The sequence below is a fragment of the Anaerobiospirillum sp. NML120511 genome (assembly GCF_023050955.1).
Lineage (GTDB): Bacteria > Pseudomonadota > Gammaproteobacteria > Enterobacterales > Succinivibrionaceae > Anaerobiospirillum.
Genome location: NZ_JALKIK010000017.1, coordinates 81,326 through 101,073, shown reverse-complemented (window position 1 = coordinate 101,073; position 19,748 = coordinate 81,326). Strand labels below are relative to the sequence as shown.

General features: G+C 52.2%; 6 protein-coding genes. 1 reads left to right on the top strand and 5 read right to left on the bottom strand.

Going from position 1 to position 19,748, the window contains the following annotated elements; translation table 11 throughout:
• Positions 1–330: 330 nt before the first annotated feature.
• The gene (locus MXE39_RS06475) at positions 331–1,236 is read left to right on the top strand and encodes a DUF1963 domain-containing protein (protein ID WP_246977840.1); all 906 of its coding nucleotides are present in this window, start codon (positions 331–333) and stop codon (positions 1,234–1,236) included.
• Between the two features lie 340 nt (positions 1,237–1,576).
• On the opposite strand, the gene MXE39_RS06470 is transcribed toward MXE39_RS06475, so the two are convergent.
• The 5 genes from MXE39_RS06470 to MXE39_RS06450 all read right to left on the bottom strand — a co-directional run bounded on the left by MXE39_RS06470 (position 1,577) and on the right by MXE39_RS06450 (position 19,658).
• On the bottom strand, positions 1,577–3,313 hold the full coding sequence (locus MXE39_RS06470) for an alpha-glucosidase (protein ID WP_246977841.1): 1,737 nt from the start codon (positions 3,311–3,313) through the stop codon (positions 1,577–1,579).
• Positions 3,314–4,521: 1,208 nt separating this feature from the next.
• Positions 4,522–5,976, bottom strand: a complete 1,455-nt coding sequence (locus MXE39_RS06465; RefSeq protein WP_246977842.1) for an MFS transporter — start codon at positions 5,974–5,976, stop codon at positions 4,522–4,524.
• A gap of 1,279 nt (positions 5,977–7,255) precedes the next feature.
• Positions 7,256–8,938: an alpha-glucosidase gene (locus MXE39_RS06460; protein WP_246977843.1), complete on the bottom strand. Its 1,683-nt coding sequence runs from the start codon at positions 8,936–8,938 to the stop codon at positions 7,256–7,258.
• Positions 8,939–14,522: 5,584 nt separating this feature from the next.
• Positions 14,523–16,196 carry an alpha-glucosidase gene (locus MXE39_RS06455; RefSeq protein ID WP_246977844.1) on the bottom strand — a complete coding sequence of 558 codons (1,674 nt, stop codon included), beginning with the start codon at positions 16,194–16,196 and terminating at the stop codon, positions 14,523–14,525.
• Positions 16,197–17,165: 969 nt separating this feature from the next.
• Complete coding sequence (locus tag MXE39_RS06450) at positions 17,166–19,658, bottom strand: AraC family transcriptional regulator (RefSeq protein ID WP_247073878.1); 2,493 nt, start codon at positions 19,656–19,658, stop codon at positions 17,166–17,168.
• Between the last annotated feature and the right edge of the window lie 90 nt (positions 19,659–19,748).

Below are 19,748 nucleotides of genomic sequence, written 5' to 3'. Positions count from 1 at the left end.
CTGGCTGCAAAGATCCCTGCCTATAAAACTACACTATTTTATCCTCCCTCAATTTCTTATATAAATTTAAATCTATGGCATTGATGGTTTGTTTTTAAACAGACTAATCAAATTGTCGGTCTACATGAATTTTGGGTGCAGCAGCTGCTGCCGCTGCCGCAACTGCTGCCGCTGCCTGGTATGGCAGATCCAGTCCCTGGCACAGGTCCTGGCTGGGCTCTTGTGGGGGCTGCTGTGCCTGGGGGCCATGCAGAGCCGTCGGCACGGCCTGGCACAGGGCGCAGTCTGTGGGCGGGACGGCGGCTCTGTGGTGCGCCTTTGGAGGATACTATGGATAAGGTTAAGCTCAAGGATCTTAAATGCAGCAATGCTCTGGCTGCGCTGGCCCGCAAGGCGATTTTCTGTGACTTTGTTAATCCTGAGGAGGTCGCTAAGAAGGGGGAGCCTGCATTTGCCCGTCCGGCTCATGCCCAGTACTCTGAGGGCGCCATGCTCTCTGCACTGTCTCATCTGGGCGGTCAGCCTCACCTGCCTGAGGGCTTTGTCTGGCCCGAGGCTGAGTATGGCTACAAGGAAAAGGGCATGCGTCCACTGGTCTTTATGGCCCAGTATGACCTGAGGGAGCTCAGCCGCTATGACCTTGAAGGGCTGCTGCCTGATCACGGACTGATGGTCATTTTCGGCTGCGGAGAAGCCTTTGGCTTTGATGGAGAGCACAGTCGTATTTATGTTTTTGACGATGTGTACAGCCTGAAAGTAACACAGCGCCCTGCAGATCCTCCTTGTGAAAAGGTTCTTGAGACTGACAGAATGGAGATTCCTCTGCACCGCATTGTGGTCCGTGCCGGCTGGCAGGTCCCTCATGAGTGGTCCTCCATGTTCGATACTGAAGAAGGTGATGACTGCGATGCAGACTGGGGCATGAGCAGAGAGCAGCTTGAGCAGATCAATGACAGTTATGAGGAGCTCTTTGCTGAGCTTGCTGGGACTGACGGCTATGAAGAGCTTGAGGATGATACCACTCAGTTTCTGGGCTGGGGAGAGTTTATCCAGGGAGACTATACTGCAAACAGGCAGTGCCGCCTGCTTTATACCCAGAGTTCATTTTGTGATGAAAACCTTAAAAAATGGCAGCTTTGCATAGGTGATGCCGGCGCAATCTATTATTTTATCGATGAGGATGACCTTAAAGCCGGTCGCTTTGATCAGGTCCGCAGCTATATGGACTGCTACTGACTGCAGCCCGGCTGCCCGGGCTCAGGCCGACCGGGCTCTGGCCGATCGGACCATGGTGGTCATGCCAGGAGCTGACGCACGGCCCGGCGGCGGCCTGCAGCCAGGAGAGCCAGACTCATGGTGGCAGCTGTGGTACGCTCTGTACGGTCGACGCTGCAGACAAAAGAGGGAGATCCCGCGCATGCGGAGATCTCCCTTGCTCTTTATTGGGCAGCGATCATGGGGCCGTCCCTGACCTTAATCAGGCAAGACTGCGGGTTGATCCGTGTCTGCAGGTGCGGCGGGCTGCCTTTTGGCTGTGCGTGCGCCCGCAGACGGCTGGGCCGGTTGCGGGGCTGCTTTATGCCTGGGCTTTGTGGCGCAGACAGATGACGGCGCTGCCTCCGCAGCCCAGGGTAAGTATGGTGTTTACCAGGCTTACGTTATTGGCAGAAAATACCAGGTCACAGCAATGGTGGTCAGGGGCTCTCAGCGCCAGATCGGAACCCGGGGCCCGGGTCAGATCCATGGTAAAGACATCCTGTCTGGTGTTGACTATGGTCAGCAGGGTGCAGTTTTCATCGTGACGCCAGAAAGCAATCATGCCACTGCCGACCGGGCAGCGGGTAAAGTCGCCCCAGGCCAGCACGTCATGCCAGCGGCTGTCATGTTTGAGCGCAGTGAGCCTTCTGTAGGTATGAAGTACTGAATTTTCATCATGGAGCTGATTTTTGACATTGACGGTACGCCAGTCCTGATGCAGACGCAGCCATGGTTTACCTGAGGTAAAGCCGGCACTGGCGCTGTCATCCCAGAGCATTGGGGTACGGGCATTGTCGCGGCTGTGCCATGCCACGCAGCGCAGAGCCTGCTCATCGCTCAGGCCGCTTTCAAGGGCATGGCGGTATTCATCATGGGCATAGAGATCGTTGAACTCATCAATGCTGGCAAAATGAGTGTTGGTCATGCCCAGTTCATCGCCCTGATAGATAAAGGGAATACCGCGCAGGGTCAGCTGCACTGTAGCCAGTGCCCTTGCTCCCTGGGCATTTTGCAGAAATTCGGGCATGAAGTAGGACACGCCGCGTGGCTCGTCATGATTGTCCAGAATTGGAGCTGTCATGGCGCCGGCCTGCTGATAAAGTTCCTGAGTGGCAAAAACGCAGGATGCAAACTCATCAGGACCCAGAGTTGTAAACTGGGTGTAATGGGGAGCTGACTCGATAACGGCACGGCAGGAAAGGTCAAACATGGTGGAAAAATAGCCATTTGTGCCTGCAAATTCCCTGACACTCTTATCAGTAACAGTCAGAACCTCCCCTACGGTAAAGCAGTCAGCACGATCAAAGGTGCGCTCCTTGAGCTCGTTAAGATATGGTCCAATTCTGTCAAGCAGCAGAGCGTTCATATTGGCCGCATGGCTCATGCCATCACCAGCAGCATCTGGAGGCAGTCCCGGGAAGGAGAGATCCTTGACAATGGAAAGTATGGCATCGATACGAAATCCTTTGACGCCACGGTCTATCCAGAAGTTGACCAGGGAGTAGATTTGCTCACGCAGCTGAGGGTTGTTCCAGTTCAGATCAGGCTGTTCACGGGCAAAGTAATGGCAGTACCACAGATCCTCATCTTCGTGACCTGGCAGCTTTGACCATACCGAACCGCCAAAATAGGAGCGCAGGTTGTCAGGTGGCTGGCCGTCACGGCCTTTTCTGATGTAAAAGTAGTCAGCTTCGGGACTGAGCGGATCGGCGCAGGCCTTCTTAAACCATGGATGCTCTGACGAGCAGTGGTTGAGCACCAGATCCATAATGAGATCGATGCCGCGATCGCGGGCCTTGCTCAAAAGCTCATCAAAGTCATCAAGAGTGCCGAACACAGGGGCGATGTTGCAATAATCGCTGATATCGTAACCCTGATCGACAAAAGGCGAAGGATAAATCGGGCTTAGCCAGAGCAGATCAATGCCCAGATCCCTCAGGTAATCAAGGCGGCTGATAATACCCCGCAAATCACCAATACCATCACCATTGGAGTCCTGAAAGGATTTAGGATAAATCTGATAGGCTGTTTTGCCATGCCACCATTTCTTTTCCATTAAACACCTCTGTGCCTTAGTAAGGCATGTATATCATGCCCACTCTGCTGCGTGCTGAGTGTCCTGTTAATAAAATACTTTACAAAGCATTATTATTATTATTATTATTATTGTGAGCTGTATTGGCCATGAGCCCCATATGGCCAGGCCTGTTAATTTCAAATTTAATCTCTGTCAGATCTCTGTCTGTGTGTCAGTCTTGCTCTCTGACCATGTCTGTATATCACTGTCTGTTCAGTCTGTTGCTCTGCCCTGATTGTATTGCACTCCCTGTATCTGTTTAATTCTTACTTCCTGTTTTCTCTGTCCCTTAATCACATCTTTGCTTAGAAAGCAGGCAGGTTGTGGGCCTGCCTGTACTCAGGCCGTCACGCGTTCAGGCCTGTTAATCGTGGATGTGCCCGGTCTTAACTGCGTAATCCCGGTCACGCTAAAAGTGATGCTCATGCTAAAGCGTCAGCCGAGTGCTGACTTAATGCCCGCTGCTGCAGCGCTTACAGCCGGAGATGAGCACGGAAATGAAACTGTTGTACAGCACGGCCATCTGGCTGTTGCTGGGCACTAAATGAAACTGTTGCCTGGCACGGCCATCTTGCTGTTGATGAGCACGGAAATGAAACTGTTGATTATCACGGCTATCTGGCTGTTGCTGGGCACTAAATGAAACTGTTGCTCAGCACAGCCATCTGGCCGGGGACGAGCACGGACATGGACCTGTAATGATGCCTGGGCGCTACAGCCAGTGTCTGCAGAGCCAGTGACGGTGCTTATGCAGATGATTATGCTGTTCGGGAGGTGGCGACGGTGGTTATGGTTACTGGGCGATGTCGGAGCTGTGTCGGGGTGGTGTTAAGGTGTGGTCGGGGCTGACCTTTGCAGCAGGCCAGGAGGGTCTGCAGGCAGATCGCGGCTGACGCCCCTGGGGATACCTGAGCATATATGGTTAATGGGAAAGTGGAGTAATTCTTTGGCAGGTGGCGCCTGGGCGGAAGCATCTGTGCAGTCAGCTCCTGCGATGGCGCCATTGAAAGCAGGCTGGTGTTGTCAGCCCGCTATGACTTTTGGGGCCGGGTGCCAGTTTGAGTTCTGGTACCGGTCAGAGCCCGGCCAGAGCTGGCCGGGCGGAGGGGCTGCCTGAGCACTGGCTTCAGATTTGGCCTGAGCCTGTGTTTTGGCTGTAGCCTTTGCAGCCCTTTATGGTTGTGGCTTTAGCTCTGAGCCTGCTGATCCCTGCTGCTGTCAGCCTGGGCATCGGTCTGAGCGGAGGCGTCGGCGGCATTGGAGCTGGTGCGGCGCTGCTGAAGCTCTCTGATAACATCAGGGTAGATTTTGTCGAGGCGGTAGCCCAGTACGGAGACAATGCACAGGGCAAAAAGGATGGCAGGGAAGACAGTGGTGGCCAGCAGTATGGTGTTCATGGCGGCATCAGTTTGCTCAGGAGCATTGTTGACGTAACCGCCAACCTGCATCACTGTGGAGGCGATGACGGCACCAAGGCCGGCGGCGAGCTTCATGCCGAAGCTGGCGCCTGAGTAGACCATGCCCTCGTGGCGCTCGTGGTCAATGTATTCGCCATATTCCACGCAGTCAGGGAGCATGGCAAAGACGCAGGCGTAGGTAAAGCCCTGACCAAAACCCCAGATAGCTGCACCGACAAAGGCAACTGTTGCAGAGTAAGGGTCAATAAAGCGCACCATGGCAGCGATGATAATGATGACGCAGGCGATCATCAGAGAGTTACGCTTGCCTGTCTTCTTGAGCATAATTGGCAGCACCAGGATAAGACAGCCCACCTTGAAGATATTCATGATGGTGGCAAAGGTACCGATGTGGTTAGGATTATCAAGGAAGTAGCGGCAGTAGTAGGTATTGGCTGTTGAGAACACCACGTCACCGGTAAAGGTGGTCAGCATGGCCAGAGTGAGCATTACCCAGTATTTGTTCTTGAACAGGCGGCCAATAACCTTGATGGTGGTCTTGAGATCGCTCTTCTCAGGTGGCGGAGTAACAATGCGCTCATGACAGAAAGCAAAGGTCATGAAGAAGCAGGTGCAGGCTACTGCGGCAAGAATCACGAAGGTAATGGTCCATGCAGCCTGATCATTGCCAAAGAACTCAACCATAGGCAGAGTAACGACAAGAGTCAGGGTGTTACCGGCAGTGGCCAGCAGCATACGGTAAATTACCAGAATGGAGCGCTGATAGCTGTCATTGGTCATGGAGGTGGTCATGGAGCCATAAGGCAGGTTAATGGCTGTGTAGACCACGGAAATGGCAAAGTTGTAGCTGACAAAGATATAGACATACTTAAGCCAGTCATCAAGGCCAGGTGGTACCGAGAACATGGCCACCATGGCTATGAAGAAAGGAATGAGCATGCGCAACAGCCAGGCACGGGCCTTGCCGTAAGGGCTTTTAGTGTTTTCAATCAGCCAGCCGACAAAGAGATCGGAAACACCGTCGAGCAGGCGTGAGAGCAGCATGATGGTGGCGACTACGGCAATGTTCACATTGACGTATTCGGTGTAGTAGTAGATAAGAATGGTTCCCGTAGGCGTATAGAGCATCTGGGATGCAAAGTCACCAAGGCCATAGGAAAAGCGCTCGGTCAGGCCTATTTTGGGATCTTTTTGAGGATTGTTGGCAAGAGCTGGGAATAACATCAGCTGACTCCTTTAAGCCTCAGAGTCGGCATATGTCAGACTGCGCTTGAGTCCTGCGTACCGTCAGGCCATCCAGGTAAAAAACCAGGTCCCGGGCCGTCGGGTGCAGCATGTGCAGGATACTGCAGAGCAGTGAGCATATGGCTGCCACCCGGTATTGCAAAGGCAGCAGGTACTGTTCCTGTTTTCCTCATGGCTGCAGCAGCTGCTGGTAGCATAAGGCGGGCACAGCACTTAATCTGCCCTCAGGGCAGCCTTCCTGCAGATACTCGTGAGCATACACAGCGTCATCATGACATGGCAGATTCCTGGACTCAGGCCTCATGGCACCATGGCCCTTTGACCTGATGGTCCCATGACAGCTTGACCTCATGGCCCTGTGACCTGATGTCCCCATGACAGCGTGACCTGATGGCCTGATGTTGCCATGGAGATATAAATACACAGGACTGCAGCAGCCGGGAAGCCCCATGGTCATGAACATGAAGTCATGGCCTCAGGCACAGTGTTGCCTGCTGCGCCATGCCTCATAGTCATGGTATAAGGGCTTGTTACGGCCTGTCTGAAGCAGGTTATGCCCTGTGGCAGGCGCAGTCTGCATGGCATGGCCGACAGGGCCGACAGGCCGGAGCTGCTGGCCATGGTATAGCCATGGCTCTGGTACAGTCCTGGCTCAGGTTCTGCTATGACCTGGTTTTGCTGCTGGCTGTTGCCAGCTGGTGTATTGCTTTTGAGCACCGGCAGGAAGGATTCCTGTAATACCGGTTTGAGACTTTAGACGATTCACACACTAACAGTCTGCACAGTGCAGGGCCGCTGAGCGGCTGCACAGGTCAGGCTGCCTGAGCACCAGGTGGCTGTAGTGCTCACTACAGTTGATGAGCACTGCTGTCACATAAGGGAGTTATCAGGCACAGCTGTTTTAGCAGTAACAGCGCGCTCTGAGACAGCGCCGGTGCGGGCGCTGATATCAGGATCGGGCAATGCCCGGGGCGGACATGCACAGCAAAGCTCAGCATTGCAAAGCCCTGGTGTGTCATGCCTTGCCCTGTCCTTACTCTCCTTGAATTCCCTGACCTGAGATATGGTCAGGGAGGTAGAAACACACTGCCGTAGAGCTAAAAGGTGGAGACTTGCAGTGGTGTTTCAATTAACTTTCATACCTGCCAGTACTGCCCGGGAAGTCTTGCCCGGGCCGTACTGCCTGGGCCTTTGAGCTCTGCCCGGGACGTACTGCCTGGGGCATGGTCCTATGGGACCTGCCCTGGCCGTGGCGCGGCTACTGGGCGGAGCAGGCAATGATGGCTACGCTGGTGGCCGGCAGGATCAGCTGACCATTGTTCAGAGTTACACCATCGGTGGCCAGTACGATGCTGGCATCTGCAGGCACTGAGCGGGTAATGGCAGCGTCTTCAAAGCTGGCCAGCACCTGAATCTGGCGTCCATCCAGTTCACGGGCAAAAGGAACTTCGTATTCAGCCACAGGACTGAGCGGTACAAAGCGGCCATCGGTCAGAATGTCATGCCACTGGCTGTCCTTCTTGAGGGCAATGAGCTTTTTGTAGAAAGACAGTACTGAGTGCTCGTCATTAATCTGTGCAGCAGCATTAATGGTGGTGTAGTCCTGATTGACCTTGAGCCAGGTTTCAGAGGCTGTGGAGAAGCCGGCATTTTTCTCAGCTGACCACAGGAAAGGGGTACGGGCATGATCACGGGACTCGATATTGAGTATGTCCAGTGCCTGCTTAGGGCTCAGACCTGCCTTGAGGGCTGACTTGTAATTGTCGTGGGCAGCCACATCGTCAAACTCATAAATGGAGTCAAAACGGGTGTTGGTCATGCCTATTTCCTGGCCCTGGTAGATAAAAGGCATGCCGCGCAGCAGGACATTTACGGCACCCAGGACCTTGGCGCCCTCAGGAGTCTGAGCATGGCGCGGTACATAGTAGGACAGGCCACGTGGCTCATCATGGTTCTCTACTATTGGGCACATAAAGCCAATGTCATTGACGCGCTGCTGGCTGGCAAAAATGGTATCGCGCCAGCGGGCAATGCTTACCGGACGGAAGCGGTAGTAAGCAGGATAGATTTCGTTGAGCTCACGGGCTGAGAAATCAAAAATGGTGGAGAAAAAGCCCTCAGGACCAATGTAGTTCTTCAGTGAGGCCTGGTTGACACCAAAAGCCTCGGCCACAGAAATAGCCTTGTGAGGCTTGAAAGTGGCGTTATTCATCTCATGCAGGAAGGTAGCGGCCTCATCGGAGAGCTTCGCTGTCATCTTGCCTGCTGAGCACATGCCGTCAGGACCATCAGCTGGCAGGCCAGGGAAAGACAGATCCTTGGCAATGTTCATGATGGCGTCGATACGGAAACCGGCTACACCCTTGTCCAGCCAGAAATTGATCATATCGTAGAGCTTTTTGCGCAGTGGCTCGTAATACCAGTTAAGGTCAGGCTGCTCCTTGCAGAAATAGTGCAGGTACCACAGGTCCTCATCTTCACGGCCTGGCAGCTTTGACCATACTGAACCGCCAAAGTAGGAGCGCAGATTGTCTGGTGGCAGACCGTTCTTGCCCTCACGGATATAGAAGTATTTGGCCTCTTCACTGTTAATGTCAGCACAGGCCTTTTTGAACCATGGGTGCTCGCTGGAGCAGTGGTTGATTACCAGATCAAGAATGATATCGATACCGCGCTCACGGGCACCTGCCAGCAACTCATCAAAATCATCCATGGTGCCAAACAGAGGATTGATGTCCTGATAGTCAGAAATATCATATCCCTGGTCCACCATAGGGCTTTTGAAGATTGGGCTTAGCCATACCAGCTCAACACCCAGATCTTTGAGGTAATCAAGGCGGTTGATAATACCGCGCAGATCACCAATACCATCGCCATTGGAGTCTTGAAATGATTTAGGATAAATCTGATAGGCAACCTTGCCCCACCACTTGTCACTCATGAATGTTTCCTTGTATCAGCTGACTTCAAAGAAAGTCTGTTGCATCTCACCGCAGCCGCAGCAGGCTCGCACCAGTCCCGGATCAGGTCAGGCACAGTCCCTTGCACCGGCACAAGCTCCGGCACAGGCAAAACTTCGGCACAGGCAAAAACAGAATACTTGCGACCATTGCATCCGTACAGAACTTGCTGTCACAGCGCAGGCGACGCCACCTGCAATTGCAGGATCCGCCACAGCTGCAGCTGCGCAGCAGCTGTACTGTCTGTTATGGCTGACGCACTCATACTCAAACTGCAATAGTCCTCATTAAGAGCCCTTATTAACAGCACAGACCGACTGTCAGGCTGGCAGCGGCATGTAAGGCAGCACCGCACCTGCAGGCGCAGGTGTTTGCGCAGAGGGCTCAGTGCGCAGTCAGGGTATGCGCACACACTTAAAATGGTCTATAAAATAATATGGAATGAATTTAAATCAGTTTGTTAAATGCTTTTATAAAGCGATCTGATAAGGAAGCCCTGGATGAATTATCCTGAACCAGGGGCGCCGCTGCATGAATTGCAGATACAGCGGCATGATTTGAAGACAAAGCAAAATCGGCTGTCCGTGCAGGCAGTGCGTACAGTGCAGATAAGGTATTCTCTGGGTGTATGCTCTGGTGCTCTGGACTTTTAGCATAGCTGTACTTTAGTGCACTGCACACTGCTGCTTACAGAGGTGTTGGGCTGTTATCTGCTTTATAAAGCATGTTTTGCCCGTTAATACCAGGTGGCTGATTTGTGCCAACGGTACATATGGTATCAGCTGGTATGCAGTGCAATATTCTGGTCGTCAGGCATTGAGGGGACTGCGGACTGCAGGTCAGTGCCATGGCTGGCATCAGGTGCTTTCATTGCAGACAGAGCTGAAGGCATCGGTCATGAGCGGGAGCGTGACCTGATGCATTAAGGCTTATGTCTTCAGTCCTGATGGTTTTGCAGTATAAATTGCGATATTAACCTCGCTGGAGTCACAGGGCCTGTTTGAAGTAATCTCCGGAAAATTGAGGTCCGGGTCCTCAGGTCCATGCTTAAATAATCAAAAGCCTTCGCGGCCGGTTTTAAGTTCATGGCTTAAAGCGCAGCCACACCTGCGCAGTCGCGTGATTTATTTCCCTGTGTATGGAGGCATTATACGGGGGGCCAGTTGTAAAAAAAAATCAGTATTTGAACAGAAAAATACACTTTTTTAATATGACGTCATAAATTGCGTGATCACGATCACAATGGTCTGAGTTTGAATCAGGGGAGATATTTTGTGTCTGTAAACAGCATATATATGACCTTTTGGCTGTGGTAACGCTTTCATTGTGTTAAATAAGCCAAATCTGTTGACTAATATCGTCTGTGCAATAGTACGCTGTGTATACCTGGAGGCGCAATTTAGTGTACAGGCGATCCGGTAGCGTAATCGTGACTGAGCAGCCATAACTGGCACGCCTCAACTGGCACTCTTCAGAATGCTGCACATAAGTGGCAGATGGCATCATGAAGGCCATTATGGAGGCAAACTTCACAGGCTCTTGTGGCGGCAAATGTCACAGGCTCTGCCCGGCCAGCGTTTACATTGCCACGAGCGTGGTCCTCTGGAGCTGTGCAATGAGTCACGAACATCGGGACGTAAAATCAGATATGAGTCATCAGGCATGTGAGCGGGTATGAAATGCCACATGGATCTGGCGAAACTGGTGTGACAGTTATGGTATGAGATGCTCCTGAAGAACAGGAGCAGGAGCAGGGGCAGGCACAGGGACAGGAAAAGACTCAGATTAAAGGCCAGGCACAGTCACAGTCACAGGGACAGGAAAAGACTCAGACTAAAGGCCAGCCACAGGCACAGGCACGGTAGCAGGCTCAGACTCAGGTACTGGCTTCTGAACAGGGCCAGGGACAGACTCAGGTCCTGGGGCACACTCAGGGTTTTGGTCAGGCTCACGCCGGGTCTTATGCCAGTGCTCAGGCCTGGGGAGGGCAAAGCGCTGCTGGTATGGCGGCAGCGCATCTGTCTGCCTGTCATTGCAGTAAGGTGGGGATAATAAGAGACAGGCCGTCCTTGCAGCTGCTATCGGGCCTTAATGAGGCTTTGAGGTGTTAATTTGCAGTAATGCCCTGGGGCAAACAATGCACTATGATGGCTATGTGAGGTAAAGAAGAGACTTTGCTGTGTGCTCTGTGCTCTTTTCTGCTGCCGCTTTGCTGATATGTCGTGTTTTAGTGATGTATCTGTTCTTTTCTGTCTGATCACAGGGCAAAGCAACTGCCAGCAGCTGGAGCATCCGTGCACTTATTATGGAATAAGATACACAGTACAGTGTTATGTACAGTGAGCTGTAAGTTTGCAGTATAAGCACAGGCCAGTCTGCCGGGATACAGAAGCGGGAAATGCAGAATGGCAGCCTGCGCAAGTGCTTCGGGCGTCAGCCGGACTAAAGTCCCTAAATCGCTGCCGGAGCCTGTACACCAGTGTCCCGGCAAGCTGCCAACCTCACATTCGTGAGACGGTGAATACTGATATTTCACCTTGTTGAGCTTGCTTACCTGTCACCATGTTTCTGTCTGCCCTGCCAGTCTGTCTGTCAGTCTGCAGGCTTCTTCTGAAATAACTCTGTCTACGCTGCACAATCCTGCCTCAGAACTCAAATAAATTGTCTGTTTGTCTGTACCATCAGCTGTCTGAACTTTTGTACGTGCATAGTGTCAGTTTGACTGGACATTATGCCGTTGTCATGTGTTCAGCAGTGCTGATGCAGAGTGCTGAGGATATATGTGTCCTGCATAAAACCTTTTGTAAAGGCATACAGCCGCAGCCTTGCTTCCATGTGGGGAGCAGGGCAGGGAGTTAAAGAAGAATGCTGGAAACAATAACGGGCAGGGGACAAGAGCCACAAGTACACCTGTCGGTGTACGATAGCGCAGGCCGGCACAGCATTATGGAAGACAACTGCTGTTTATACAGAGCATAGTGCTGTGGTATCTGCGCTGGAGAAATATCAGGATAAAATCCTTTTTATAAATCTGAACTGAACATGGAGCACAAACGGTCAGCTGTTGCCAGTCAGGGGCCGTCAGCACTGGGCAGACGGGGGGACGGTAACAGGTGACATCCATGCTTCCGCAGGTTGCGGAACTGACATGAAAGCCTTTCACTTCAAATCATCATGTACAGGCATTTTCAGACATGCTCAAAACATGAATGAGGCTTACAGACTGTTTGCAGTAAATTTCTTTTAACCTGGATCAGTCAGCAAAATTATGTTGGTGATTATGCAATATCTTTACTGCAAAGAAAACTACCGGCGGGGCTAATGTAAAAATAAATTTTACATGCCTCTGATTAAGGCAGTATGCGGTCTGTGGAAAATCACAGCCTTTTCTGTTGCTGCAACAGTAATGCAAAAAATGCAAATCTTGTGAAAAATTGCAGCGAGATTTGTTGCATCTATACAGGGCACACTGAAGTGTGCTCACCCGGATCATCACAGCAAATTTAAGCAAGTTATTACAAGGCTCATGCAACTGCAGCCGGAAATAACCTGCAAAAACCAGTTAGACTGTCATTTATCGGCGTCCGGTACCCATTTTCATGCTGAGCACGAAAACGCATCACATTAAATGACAGCTGGAAACAGGTATATGCCTGAGAGCGTCCGGGCCTGAATGCACTGAGCAAAGCCTCATGACAGGAGCGGCCACATGTTACTCCATACAGGAAATCTGACACGCCGGCAGGAACGATTTGCCAGAAAGCAAGCCGTACACTTAACGATACAGGTCAGTCCATGAGGCGTTTGAGCTTACTCAGGCAAAGCACAAGAATTATCTGCCAGGTTACGCATGATGATCCCCGGTGGCGCACAGTATCAATCATGGACATAAGTGCATTTTCTCCTGGCATTGCTCGCCATTACCAGTACAGGATCATGACCAAGAATGAATGATGTAAGGGCACAGTGACGCCGGGGCCGAGCATGATTGAAGGATAGTCAGGGCATTGGCGGTGAGCTGTAAAGTCACACTGTGATCTGAGTTGTGAATATGGCCACATGAGGTTAAGTCATGCGCTCATAAATGGGCACAAGGGACGGGCGCAGCTCAGGTAAACACCGATAAGGGGTATACACATGGCGGCAGCTGTCAGGAGCATACCAGTGAGGAGACATAAAGGCAGGGGAATAACAGGTATCTGCCGCTTCAGGGACAGAATGGACGGGCGCGGCTCAGGTAAGCACTGATAAGGTGTATACACATGGCGGCAGCTGTCAGGAGCATGCCAGTGAGGAGACATAAAGGCAGGGTAATAACAGGTATCTGCCGCTTCAGGGACAGAGGTGACGGGCGCAGCTCAGGTAAACACCGATAAGGTGTATACACATGGCGGCAGCTGTCAGGAGCATACCTGTGAGGAGACATAAAGGCAGGGGAATAACAGGTATCTGCCGCTTTGGGGACAGAGTGGACGGGCGCAGCTCAGGTAAACACCGATAAGGTGTATACAAAGGACGGGCGTAGCTCAGGAGCATACCAGTGAGGAGACATAAAGGCAGGGTAATAACATGTATCTGCCGCTTCAGGGACAGAAGGGGCGGGCGCATTTTAGGTAAGCACTGATAAGGTGTATACACAGGACGGGCGCTGTTCGGGAGCATATCAGTGAGGAGACATAAAGGCAGGGTAATAACATGTATCTGCCGCTTCAGGGACAGAGGTGACGGGCGCAGATCAGGTAAGCACTGATAAGGTGTATACAAAGGGCGAGCGCTGTTCGGGTACCTGCTGTTGAAGGTACCAGCTGGACGGGATGAGCTCAGATGTTGACGCTGGCGTGTGATGGATGAGGTCGAGGCGCCGTCATGATGGCGACAGCTGAGAATGACAGAGGCGCGGGGACAATCGGTACGAGGACTTCACTGCGGCAGGAAGTGATACTCTCCTGGCCTTGATAAGGCTCATGTGGAGAGCAGGACTGGCTTACATACAAACAGAAAAGCCTGGGCGAAAATCGGCCCAGGCCTGCTACTGCAAAATGAAAACTGGATTTGCCTGTATAGGTGATGCATGACAGATGTCTGGCATTGACTTACTCAGGCTTAACGCAAAACTGATGGGGCATAACGCCGTGATAATGTCAGCAGGCAGGGAGCATAACAGTCAGGGTCATGTTAATACTGAACATCATGGTGATGCCGTGCATGGGGTTACCCCGGGGAATATGACTGTTCATTCCTTGCTGCTGTGGCTGTAAATCTGTGTGTCCTGAGCTGTCCCTGGAGCAGTGTTGTGTCCAGAATGATGTATGGAAGTTGTCATTGCGCATGAATGCATGCCGACCAGCTTAAGCTCAGTTTATTGTAAGCCGTGGCATGCTGCTGCCTATGGCGCGCCAGACGATAGCGTGCCAGACATGCTGCAGTATTTTGTGCCATGCCCTGGAAGGATTAGCCTTGTATGGGCATGCCTGGGCATGGCATTACATGGTCTGCCGGGATGGCCGGTGCCGGGATGGCCGGTGCTGGCCGGCAGACTTTCCGGGTAGTGCCGGACCTGCCTGGTTAGAGCAGGACTATGGCTGAGCTGCCTTCGGCAACGGTAAGCTGGTTGTTTTCAACTTTGACGCGGTCGGAGCTTAGCAGAATGGTGGAGCTTTCGTTGACCGGGAAGTGCACAGGCCAGGCACCGAAGTTGGCCACTACCATAATGGTTCTGTCGCTGGTACGGCGCAGATAGGCAAGAGTGTGACCGTTAGGATCGTCCATAGGTACGAACTCACCATAGGTAAAGATCTCTTTGTACTGAGGATCACGACGCAGCTTAATCAGCTTGCGGTAGTAGTTGAGAACAGAATCAGGGTCCTTGGCCTCAGTTGCAACATTGACAGTATCCTTGTCCTGGTTGACCTTCATCCATGGTTTTACAGTGGAGAAACCTGCGTATTCACTGTCATCCCAGCTCATTGGTACACGGCCATGATCACGTGCCTGATCATTGAGCACCTGCATGGTCACTGTCTCGGACAGACCATGGGCCTTGCACATGGCATACTGATCCTTGCTCTGACAGTCATCAAGTTCATCAATATTGTCAAAGCGGGTATTGAGCATGCCCAGCTCCTGACCCTGGAAGATAAAAGGAATACCCTTGAGAGTAAGGTTAACTGTACCCAGTGCCTTGGCTCCCTTTGCGTTGTGCCACATAGGAGGCAGCCAGGTGGACACGCCGCGTGGCTCATCGTGGTTTTCAATTACCGGGGCCAGAAAGCCGCAGTCTCCTGCAGTTTCCTGAGCGGCAAATACCACCTCACGGTAACGGGCAACACTGAGCTTTTCAAAACCGTAGAAGCAGTAGTGGCCGGTCAGGGCCTCACGGGCGGAGAAGTCGAAGATAGAGCTGAAGACACCGTTGTCACCGATGAAGTCGGCTACGTTTTCCTTTGAGATGCCAAAGACTTCGCCTACAGCAAATTTGTCATGCTTGCGGAAAGTCTGCTCATTCATCTCATGCAGGAAGTTGATAGCCACATCGACATTGTCACTGTTCATCTTACCGCAGGAGCACATACCGTCACCCACATCATCAGGCTCATACTGAGGGTAGGAAGGATCCTTGCCTATACACATGATGGCATCGACACGGAAACCGGCAATACCCATGTCTACCAGCCACCAGTTCATCATCTCGTAGATTTTCTGGCGCAGCTCAGGATTGAACCAGTCAAGGTCAGGCTGCTTTTTGTGGAAGAAGTGGCAGTAGTACAGATTGTCATGGCCAGGCAGCTTATCCCACACTGAGCCGCCAAAGTTGGCGCGCAGGTTGTTAGGTACCTTGCCATCCTTACCCTCACGGATAATGAAGTAGGAAGCTTCCTTGCATGATGGATCAGCACAGGCCTTTTTGAACCACTCATGCTCATCAGAGCAGTGGTTGACCACCAGATCCATAATGATGCCTATGCCGTATTTGTCGGCCTCAGCCTTAAGGCGTTTGAAGTCCTCCATGGAGCCAAATACAGGGTCAATGTCCTGATAATCAGATATGTCATAGCCCATATCGGCAAAAGGGGACTTGTAAATAGGCGAAATCCACAGCAACTCAATGCCAAGCTCAGCAAGATAAGGGATCTTTTCAATAATACCTGGCAGATCGCCTACACCGTCGCCATTGCTGTCCTTAAAGCTGCGTGGATAAATCTGATAGGCTGTCTTTCCGTGCCACCATTTCTGCTGCATAGTAATTATTCTCCAGAGCTGTACACACCTGATGTTCGTATCTGTATCCCGATACGGCCTGCACCTGTTATTACTGACTACCCGCCCACTGGCTGTAAAACTGACCATTGTTCCCTGTCTGAAAAGACAGGACTGCTGCAGCCCATATGGACGCTGACCATATGGCTGTCCATAGCTGTACTGCACTGACAGCTGTATGAGCAACGCAAAGCAGACCTGTGCTGGGCAATTACCCATGGCGGGGCCGGCTGTCAGGCAGTTACCAGAGCCAGTGCCGGAGCCAGAGCCGAATAAGCGTATCAGGGCCGTGGTTATATTGCAGGTAAGACGGACACATTGAAGATGCGATATAAGGGCCCGTCCATGAGTAGATTATAGGGGCGGGCCTGGTGCAGCTGTTATGGCTTTTTGGCCAGAATATACACAATATTAACCATTTATTTGTCTGTGCCGGGGAATTGAGTGATCTGCGTCACATGAGGAGAATTGCAGCTGATCCAGATCATCTTGGACAATTTTCAGGTCAAATAGTCGATTTTTTGAGTAAAAACTGCATTGAAGTGACATATAAGCGTGGCAAAGCAACACTGATATGTCATTAAGATGCTCTACCATATTAACTTTGCTCCTGGTCAATGGAGCACTGGCAGTAGTAGGCAGGCGGCAAGTGATAAGTGGCAGGCGTAAGGCGGTATGTGGAAGGCGGAATGTGGCAGGGGCAAGGTGGCAGGCGTCAGGCGGAAAGTGGTAAGGGGCAGGATGCAGGATTAAATAATCACTGGCAGGTGCAGTTGAGCACGATGGTTGCGGCAGCGGTGGCGGTGGCGGTGGCGGGGCAACTTGTGGAGCTGGTAATAGGTGGGCTGTGAGATTAATGGCTCAGTAAGAGCAAAGCCCGGATCTCTCAGGATGAAAGTCTCCGGGCTTTGTAAAGTGTTCTGGTAATGGTGTGTCAGAGCAGCATTGGATCTACAGACCAAAAGGATCGTTGCGGCGGCGCTCCAGCTCTTCGATTTTGGCTCTGATTTCTGATGGAGTGGTTGGCCTTGATGGTTTGTTTTTAATGGCTTCGGCGGCGGCTGATGCTGCCCTTGAGGTTTTGCTGCTCTTAACTGTTTTAGTTGCTGTCTTTGAAGATGAACGGGTGGTGCGGGCGCTGCCAGAGGAGCGGCTGGCTCTTACAGTGCGACCCCTTACAGTGCTCTTGTCTGAACCGCGTTCACGGGAGAGCAGATTGCCATTGTCATCAAACCAGAACTCTTCTTCCTCACTGCGATGTGCGGTGTTGTTCTTATAGGCCGATGAAATACGGCTCTGTCCAGACATTACACGGGTGCGCGGGCGCTCGAAGTTGCCTGAGTCAAAGCATTCCTGCAGGGCAAAGGTAGTCCTGCGGGCAATGGAGTTTTCACGGCGCTCAGGGTAAGTTTCCTCTTCCTCATCATCGCTGTCGTCTTCATCGTCCCAGTCATCGGAAGAGGCATTGTCCTTAAGTCGGCTCTGATCAGTGACTGCCTGATTGCGGGTATCGTCCTCGTCATCTTCATACAGGTCATCTTCGTTGTCTTGAGCATCAAGATGATTGATGGAGTGATTGCGCAGCGCTGCCTTGAGATTCTCCTTGTCCTGAAGTGAGTTGTAGACATCGTGAGTGCTTACGGCCTCGTCTGAGCTGCCGCTGGCTGCAGCCTGACCTGCTGACGCAGCAGCGTCTGCAGCACCATCAGCTCCTGATGCTGCTGCGCTGTGCTTCTGGTCGCTGGCTGGGCCTTTGCGGGCAGACGATGAAGATTTGCCGGTCTTATGACCTGAAGAGAGGTTTTCAGACTCGCTGTCATCAAAGAAAGTGCTCCCTGCACCAGCAGTTCCTGTCCTTGCTGAATCAGCTGCGCTGGCTGCGCCAGCTGTTCCGGCAGCGGCAGTGGCTACAGCATCTGCAGCGCCGCCTGCACAGGATGGTTCAGACGAAGCCTGGGATCTGTGTGATGCGGCGGCAGATGCGGCTACATCAGCAGAGGCAGGTCCTGATCCGGTGCGGATATCGATAGTTCCGTGGTCGCTGCGGCGGCCACTGTTCATGCGCACAGACTTGCTGCTGCGGGTGACATTGAGGTCCGAACCCTGATCTCCTGAGGTGTGGTTAATGTCAGTGGAGCTCAGTGATGGAGAAAGATCCTGAGCGCTTACCTCCTCGTCCTTGCTGCGGGCCATGGTCTCTTCAATATGACGCTTGCGGTAGCGCAGGGGGGTTACTCCAAATTTGTTTTTGAAGCTCTTGAAGAAGTAGCCGGCATTTTCAAAGCCGTTATCAAAGGCAATATCGGATATGGCCCTTGAGGTAAGCTCAATTTCCTTGGCCGCACGACGCAGGCGCAAATCACCAAGGTACTCTGTAAAAGACATGCCAGTGACTCTGCGGAAATAGCGGCAGAAATACTGATCGGTAACACCCATGCGCACGGAGGCGTCCTTGATGGTCATAGGGCCGGCAAAATGGGTATCAATATAGTTGAGCAGATCCTTGAGCTTGTCCTGCTTGGTCTGCACTGTGTTCTGAGCACTTTCTTTTCGGGAAAGCAGGCCATATTCATGGTACAGAGCAATAATTTCCAGCAGCTTGGCCTTTATGAGCAGACGGTGAGAGGCGTTCTGCGTAGCTCCATGACGTGCGCAGTAGCGGTACAGTCTGTCAATGCGACGGAATACCGGATGCTCAGGAGTGATTACTGGAGGAATAGGGATATTGGATGACAGCATGGCATCAAAGATTTCTGACTGTACTTCATCGTAATGAGTCATGACCAGCATGCGCGGATCAAAGACAATGGCGCTTTCCTCACACTCTGGAGGCAGCTCGAAGGTGTGCATGACATTACCTGGCAGCAACAGGAAAGCTTCGTTTTCCACCACCAGATCATTCATGTCTACGGAAATCTTGAAAGTGCCACGGGAAAAGCGCACCAGCTCCATTTCCTTGTGCCAGTGCAGAGGCACACGTGAGGAGAACTTCTGGGGCTCCCATATGTAGGCTGCAAAAGGGAAAACAGAGGTGCCATGGCGCACATGCTCATTGAGCTCGCGGCTGGGAGCGTTCTGAGCCTTGCCCTTTCCTATGGCCTGAGTGGCCGGGCGCTGCTGAGCAGATCCGCTGCGTCCAGCGGCGGCACCTGTACCAGCCCCGGTCCCGGTACCTGCACCAGCCTTGCCGGCTGCGGCATCGCCTGAGATATTGGCCGAGCCCATGCTGTTGGCAATCCTGATATCGTCATAGGCATCGCGTCCGGCATTAACAAAAGGAGGGGCCGGACTGTCGTCTGTATCAGCATGTGAGCTGTCCGGGCGGCTTTCTTCGTACTGCTCGGGATCCATATACTCTTCTTCGTAGTATTCCTGCTGGCCGGAAACATTGCCCATGCCTGCATCTGTGGCTTTTTCAGCGCCTTTGCTGACTGCTTTGCCCATATCTGCACTCTTAATCTGTTGTACTGACCTTGCCTGTCAGCCATAAACGACAGTTTTATTGTCCACCACACATCTTTATTCCATAAAGGC